This window comes from bacterium (assembly GCA_035549195.1).
GTDB lineage: Bacteria > Oederibacteriota > Muellerivitia > Muellerivitales > Muellerivitaceae > DASZRK01.
In genome coordinates, this window is sequence record DASZRK010000015.1 from 77,566 (window position 1) to 84,093 (window position 6,528).

Here is a 6,528-nt window from a genome sequence, read left to right on the forward strand (position 1 = left end):
AGCCACCCCCTCCAGGGGTGAATTCTTAATGCTTAATTCTTAGTTTTTAATGCCGGTGATTTCCGCGAAGCGGAAATTTCCATCATTCAAAATTCAACATCCACAATTCAAAATTGAGGTTTTCGAATGTCTCCACAGGTCATGGCCTTGAAATGGCGCCCCCAGACCTTCGCCGACATGGTGGGCCAGGAGCACATCACCCGCACCCTCCAGAACGCCATGCGCACCAACCGGGTGGCCCACGCCTACATCTTCGCCGGGCCCCGGGGGGTCGGGAAGACCACCACCGCCCGCATCTTCGCCAAGGCCCTCAACTGCCGTAACCCGAAGGACCTGGAACCCTGCAACGCCTGCGACCTCTGCGAGGAGGTCAATTCGGGCACGTCGCTGGACATCATCGAGATCGACGCCGCTTCGGTGAACGGCATCGACGCCATCCGGGACCTGCAGCAACGGGTGGCCAACTCCCCCGCCAAGAGCAAGTACAAGGTCTATATCTTCGACGAAGCCCACCGCATCTCGAAGGCCGCCTTCGACGCCTTCCTGAAGACGCTGGAGGAACCGCCCGAGCACGTCATCTTCATCCTGGCCTCCACCGAGATCCACCAGTTCCCCGCCACCGTGCAGTCGCGCTGCCAGCGCTTCGAGTTCCGTTCCATGTCCCTGGAGACCCTGGTCAAGCAGCTCAAGCGCATCGCCGACTCCGAGAAGATCGAGATCGACGACAAGGCCCTCTACCAGGTGGCCCGCTCGGGCAACGGCTCCATGCGCGACGCCCAGCGGAACCTGGACCAGATGGTGGCCTTCTCGGGCAAGAAGGTGACCCTCGAGGACATCCGGGTGGTGCTGGGCACCATCGAGGAGGAGGTCTACCTGAAGCTCGTCGAGGCCGCCCTGGCCGAGGACGCGGCGACGGGCCTTTCGACCGTGCGCGGCGTGGTGGAAGGCGGCAAGGACCTGGGGTACTTCTTCAACGGCATCCTGGAGACCTACCGGCACCTGGCGGTGGCCAAGGCCCATCCCTCCGCCTCCCAGGCCCTCATCCCCCTTTCCAGCGATGAAGTGGCCCGCCTGGGCGAGTTCGCCGCCCGGATGTCCGAGGCCCAGATCCTTTCCTCCCTCCGCCTGCTGATCGAACAGGAGTGGGCGATGCGACATTCCTCCAACCCCCAGGTCATCCTGGAGACCCTGGTGCTGGAGCTCTGCCGCATGAAGGGACTGACCAGCGTCGGGGACCTCTTGAAGCAGGTCCAAAGCGGCGCGCCGGTCCAGGTCCCCGCTCCCCGGGCCGAGGCCCCGCGGTCTTCCGCGCCTGCGCCCGCCCCGAAACCCGCCGCGCCGGCCGCGCCGCCCCCCCCGCCGGTGGGCGAGGCCGTGCTGGCGGTGGATGAGATCGAGGACCCGGTGGACGCGGAGAAGGACCCCCACCTCGCCAAACTGAAGGCCCAATGGACCGAGTTCCTGGAGAAGGTGGGCGAGCAGAAGAAGGCCCTGCAAGGGGTGCTGGTGGATACGCGTGCCACCAAGATGGACGGCGATACCCTGGTGCTGTCCTGCAAGAGCGGCTTCCACCAGGACCAGTTGTCCAAGCCCGAGAACAAGGCCCTGGTGGAGTCCGTCGTCGGGAGCCTCCTGGGCCGCAAGGTCACCCTGGTGGCCGTCCTTTCCCAGGCCGCGCCCGCCGCTTCCGCGCCCAAATCCTCCGGCCCCCGGGCCCCCAAGCCCCTCTCGGCCCCCGCAGTGGACGTGGAGAAGATCGAGAAGGACGAGCCCATCGTGGCCGCCGCCATGAAGATGTTCGGCGGCAAGATCGTGGAAGTGAAAAGAAATTCCAATCCGAACAAGTAAAAGAAGTTTCTTTTCATGGCGGGGAGCCGCGCCGATCGGCGCGTTCGGTGACCCGGCCATCCCGGCCCGACATTCCAGGACCGATCCTCGGAAGTGACGGCCCGGTCTAACGGACCGAACGCAGCGAAAAGACCTTGAAGTATCCCCCGTCATAGGCCTTCACGGCCCGGACCTTCAGGCCGTAGCGTTCCTGCAAATAGACCGCCAGATGGACCCCCTCCTCGGGCGAACAGTTCAGGAGCACCCTGGGGTTGTCCACCAGCCCCTTCCCGAAATCCTCCAAACCGTATTCCTTCAGGAGGCCCGCCTGGGCCGGGCTCCGTTGGGAGGAACTCATCAGGAACAGATGGAAGGGCCGGAATCGCTCCAGGTCGTCGAAAGCATTGACCGCTTCCAAGGGAAAATCCCACAGCACGATCAGGCGGTCCCCGAGGCTTTCCATCCCCTTCAAGCTCTCGTCGAACCTTGCCTCGACCGACCGCCGCTGGAGGTTCTGGACCCGGAAATCCAGGAGTTCCCGGACCGAAAGAAAGGCCAGTCCGATCATAAAAAGGGCCCCCAACCGGTGACGCCAACCCCACGCCTTCACCCCCCCCTTCGCCGGGAATTCGGCGAAATGGACGGCGGCCGAGACCAGGAAGACAAGGACCGGAAGGGTCACCCGGTCGGTGGCTTTGAGCCAATAGAGCAGGACGGCCAATGCCAGGAAGACCGTTCCCCAAAGGGAAAGAAGGGGTCGGATCCGTCCCCGGCCGCAAAAAAGGGAGAGGCCGAGGGCCCAGAGCAGGATCCGAAGGTCCCAGTGGGAAGAAAGCAGATCGCCCCAGGAGGAATAGGCCCCGTATTTGGCGCCCAAACCCCAGCGCGGGAACCTTTCGTTCAGGAGCTTGAGGTTCTCCGTGGAGAACTTCACCGGATCCATCCAATACCAATTCTTGAAAAGCCAGAGGTCGTTCGCGGACCAACCCGCCTTTTCGAAGGCGGCCCGGGTGGCGTCGTCATAACGGGCGGACCGGTATTCGTTCAGCCCGTCCGCTTCCCTGTGAAAGGCCCAGAAGGCCTTCCATTCGGGGGAGCGGGAAAGATGGATCGCATGGAACGTCTGGCCGGCGGCGACCAAGAAGGCGAAGGGGACCAACCAGCGTAAATAGAGGGACCGTTCCTTCGGGCGGGGCGTTCCCCCCCAGGACGGGATGAACAAGGGGGCCGCCAGGAAAAGACCCAGCCAAAGCGCTTGCGGCCGCAGGAGGAAGGCGGCCCCGAAAAGGACCAGGGCCAGGAAGATCATGCCGGTCTTGGGAGCTCTTTCCCGCGTCTCGAAGGAGGAAAGCAGGAGCCAGACGCCCGACTGGACGGACAGGATGGAGACGATGTTGAACTGGAGGAACAGGAAGAAAAGGGAATAAACACAGACCAGGGCCAGCAGGAAAAGAACGGCCCGTTCCTTCGGACGGGGCCTCGAGACCTCGGCCCAAAAGAGTCCCGTCAGGGCCAGGGCCTGGAGACCGTACAGGGACCATCCGAACCACGGCGCGTGCGGGGCCCAGGCGTAAAGCCGCTCGAAGAAGATCCCCAGGAGCGCGTTGGAACCTTCGAAGAGGTCCGAGTGGACGCCCCCACTGCCGAAACCCTTGGCCATCAACACCTTGAGGATGTCGTCGTTGACCAGGTAGTAGGGCCGGAAGAGGACCCACTGAAGCACGAACCACGGGAGCAGGGCCAGGGCGGCGGCGAGGGCCTTGGAACGGGGCGGGGAAAAAAGGGGGGAAAAGCGCATCGGTTTTAGGGTATAACAAAGTCCCTCGGAAGGCCTATCCAATTCTTCCGGGAAGGAACATCCCATGTTCGACATGATCCGCCAGGCGCAGGTCCTCAAGGAAAAGATGGCCCAGTTCCAGAAGGAATTGGAGGCCCAGAGCTTCACCGGCACCGCCGGGGACGGCGCCGTGACCGTCACGGTGAACGGCAAGCATGAGGTCCGGTCGGTCATGATCGACCCCAGGACCGCCGCCTCGGGTGACGGGGCCATGATCGCCGACTTGGTCAAGACCGCCCTCAACGACGCCGGGAGCCAGGTGAACAAGAAACTGAAGGAAGAGGTCGGCAAAATGACCGGCGGCCTCATCCCCCCGGGCCTCCTTTAAGGGTCCCCCTTGCCCGAATATCCCCCCTCCCTCGAACGGTTGCTCCACGAACTGACCAAACTGCCCGGTATCGGCCCCCGGACCGCCCAGCGGCTGGCCTTCCACCTGCTCAAGCAACCCACCGACCTGTCCCGCGCCCTCGCCTCCGCCCTGGTGGACGCCCGCACCCGCCTTCACCCCTGCCAGGACTGCTTCAACCTGACCGAGGAGACCCTTTGCCACATCTGCCGCATGACGACCCGGGACAAGACCTCCCTGCTCGTGGTGGAGGACCCCAGCGACGTGGTGGCCTTCGAGCGCACCCATGAATACCACGGCCATTACCATGTCTTGGGCGGGACCCTCTCGCCCCTGGAGGGCCGCGGGCCCCAGGACCTGACCTTGGACGCCCTGGTGGCGCGGATCAAGAAGAGCGGTTTCTTCAAGGAAGTGATCGTGGCCACCGACCCCACGGTGGAAGGCGACTCGACGGCCCTCTATATCCAGCAGCTCTTGAAAAGCCTTCCCGTGAAGGTCACCCGCCTGGCCCGGGGGCTCCCCTCCGGCGGCGATGTGGAATATGCGGACGAGACAACCCTCCTCAAAGCGCTCGAGGGACGCCGAGAAATATAGCGGTTGTCCCAGTGCCGTATTCCATTTGGTTTTCGGTATAAAAACAGCACGAGACGACTTTACTGAAGGCCCTCGAGGGCCGAAGAGAGATATAAGGCGTCTCTGTGCTGTACGCCTATTGTCTTTATATAAGAACAGTATGAGACGACCTGGTTGAAGGCCCTGAAGCCGCCGGAAACTGTGGCCCCGGCGTAGCACCGGCCCCTGGAACCGCGTCCAAAAGAAGACCTGATGGGAACCTTCCAACGAACCATCCTGCTGATCCTCACCCTGGCCGAACCCTTGGCGGCGCTGGAACCATCGCCCACGCCCACCCATCCTCCCAAGCCCCGGAAGACCCCTCTTTCCCTTTTCCGGAAACCCACGCCCGACCCGACCCGGCCCCAACCCGGGTCCTTCGGCTATTCGGAGGTGCCATGGGTCACGGGATTGGGTTGGAGCACTCCTGACGACTTCAGGGATTTCATCCAGGAAACCTGCGGCGTTCCGAAAAAGAAGCCCACCGAGGACGAAAAGGTCTTCGGGCTCTTGGGAACGGCGATGGGAACAGCCTTCGCGGGAGTGGCGGCGGTCCAATGGCTGGACGCGCAGGGCAAGAAGGCGCCGGAAAAGGGGCCCGAAAAGAAAAAATGAACCGGATCGCCTTGGGGGGACCAGGACTTCCTTAGTTCATTTGTCCCTGGACCAAGGGCGCCGGTCCTTGGGACCTTCTTCCCCTTCCTTCTTGTCCTCTTTTTCCTTCGGATCATCCTTCTTCTTCCAACGGTCCCGGAGCCCTTTCTCTTTGGACTCGGTCTGGGTCTTCTCATCCTTCGCGGATCCTTTTTCCATCTTCCGGTCCTTCGGGGCGAACAACTTCCTCAGGCCCTCCCGGCGGCCGGGTCCTTGGACCCCTTCTTCCTTTTTCTCGCCCGCTTCTTTCCCCTGGTCCGGGGGCTGTCGTTGGAACAAGGGCTTCCGGGACCCGTCCTTCCGGCGCCCCAAGGGCCCGGGTCGACGGTCCTTCACCTCGCCAGGACCGTTCCCCGGACGGTGGTCCTGAAAGCGGCGCTGAAGCGGTCCTGGACCCCTTTTTTCCGGCGCGATCCCCCGTCCCTGGGGACCCCGCCCGGGCTTTCCAGGACGCGGTGCCCATCCTCCCGGCCGCCCGATGGCGCCCCGCAGGAACTTCAAGCGTTCGCGCCGGTCCGTCCCCTTCCACCGTTCCAGGACCTTGTGCCGTTCCTCCGGTGCCATGCCCCGGAAGCGGGCCAAGGCCGCCATACGCTCCTCGCGTCTTTTCTGGAACTGACCCTTCATGCCGAGCCAATGCTGATAACGGCCCTTCTCGGCCACGCCCAGGGAGCGCGAGGCCAGGAATTTCCTCGCCTTCCAGGAAAAAGCCCCATGGTGGCCCTCGGCGACCTTCTCCACCTTGTCCTGGTCCCGCATTTCCACCAGGCCGTGGAAGGTGTTCTCGTGCACCTCGTCCCCCTGCAGGAGGACCTCAAAACCCGTTCCCCGCACGCCGCAGACGACCCCGCCCGCGTCCACCTCGAAGGTGGAGTGGGATTGGCCCAGCTTCTCCACTTCCGAGAGCACCTTGCCTTTCAGGAGTTTCAAACGGCTCAGGAACCCGTTGTCCCCCTGCTTCTCCAACTGGGCGACCGTCACCTCGCTGTTCTCATCGACATGGAAGAGGGTGTTCTCATTGAGGGTGAGGGTGGCCTCCGAACCCGGGCCGGTCACGATCACGTCCCCCGGGTCCAGGACCAGGTCCTCTTCGGCCGTGACGGGCGCGCTGGAACCGTTCCGGACCAGGACCGATCCCTTGACCTCGTCGAAGACGTATTCGAGGCTGTCCCCGGGCAAGGCCTCGGGTGTGGCGGCCTGCACGAGCTGCGGCACAAGGGTGGGAACGGGGGTGGGATGGAGGATGGCGGGG

The 6,528-nt window shown here is 63.5% G+C and carries 6 protein-coding genes; 4 read left to right on the forward strand and 2 right to left on the reverse strand.

Annotated features, from left to right (window positions below; all coding sequences use genetic code 11):
- Positions 1-126: 126 nt before the first annotated feature.
- Positions 127-1,848 (forward strand): DNA polymerase III subunit gamma/tau, encoded by a 1,722-nt coding sequence (gene dnaX / locus VHE12_03140; protein ID HVZ79777.1) that lies wholly within the window; start codon positions 127-129, stop codon positions 1,846-1,848.
- A gap of 106 nt (positions 1,849-1,954) precedes the next feature.
- On the opposite strand, the gene VHE12_03145 is transcribed toward dnaX, so the two are convergent.
- Positions 1,955-3,625: a hypothetical protein gene (locus VHE12_03145; GenBank protein ID HVZ79778.1), complete on the reverse strand. Its 1,671-nt coding sequence runs from the start codon at positions 3,623-3,625 to the stop codon at positions 1,955-1,957.
- A 64-nt stretch (positions 3,626-3,689) separates the two neighbouring features.
- Here VHE12_03145 and VHE12_03150 point away from each other — a divergent pair, with 64 nt between their 5' ends.
- The 3 genes from VHE12_03150 to VHE12_03160 all read left to right on the forward strand — a co-directional run bounded on the left by VHE12_03150 (position 3,690) and on the right by VHE12_03160 (position 5,237).
- Entirely contained in the window at positions 3,690-3,992 is a 303-nt protein-coding gene (locus VHE12_03150) for a YbaB/EbfC family nucleoid-associated protein (GenBank protein HVZ79779.1), read from the forward strand.
- Between the two features lie 9 nt (positions 3,993-4,001).
- Positions 4,002-4,604 (forward strand): recombination mediator RecR, encoded by a 603-nt coding sequence (gene recR / locus VHE12_03155; GenBank protein HVZ79780.1) that lies wholly within the window; start codon positions 4,002-4,004, stop codon positions 4,602-4,604.
- A 231-nt stretch (positions 4,605-4,835) separates the two neighbouring features.
- Positions 4,836-5,237, forward strand: a complete 402-nt coding sequence (locus tag VHE12_03160; protein ID HVZ79781.1) for a hypothetical protein — start codon at positions 4,836-4,838, stop codon at positions 5,235-5,237.
- Positions 5,238-5,273: 36 nt separating this feature from the next.
- Here VHE12_03160 and VHE12_03165 read toward each other — a convergent pair.
- Positions 5,274-6,528 (reverse strand): FecR family protein (locus VHE12_03165; GenBank protein ID HVZ79782.1); only part of this gene is annotated, 1,255 nt, incomplete at its 5' end.

Bases quoted from the DNA above. Each gene is read 5' to 3' on its own strand.
- VHE12_03160 (HVZ79781.1), top strand. From the start codon at position 4,836: ATGGGAACCTTCCAACGAACCATCCTGCTGATCCTCACCCTGGCCGAA.
- VHE12_03145 (HVZ79778.1), bottom strand. From the start codon at position 3,625: ATGCGCTTTTCCCCCCTTTTTTCCCCGCCCCGTTCCAAGGCCCTCGCC.
- VHE12_03150 (HVZ79779.1), top strand. From the start codon at position 3,690: ATGTTCGACATGATCCGCCAGGCGCAGGTCCTCAAGGAAAAGATGGCC.
- dnaX (HVZ79777.1), top strand. From the start codon at position 127: ATGTCTCCACAGGTCATGGCCTTGAAATGGCGCCCCCAGACCTTCGCC.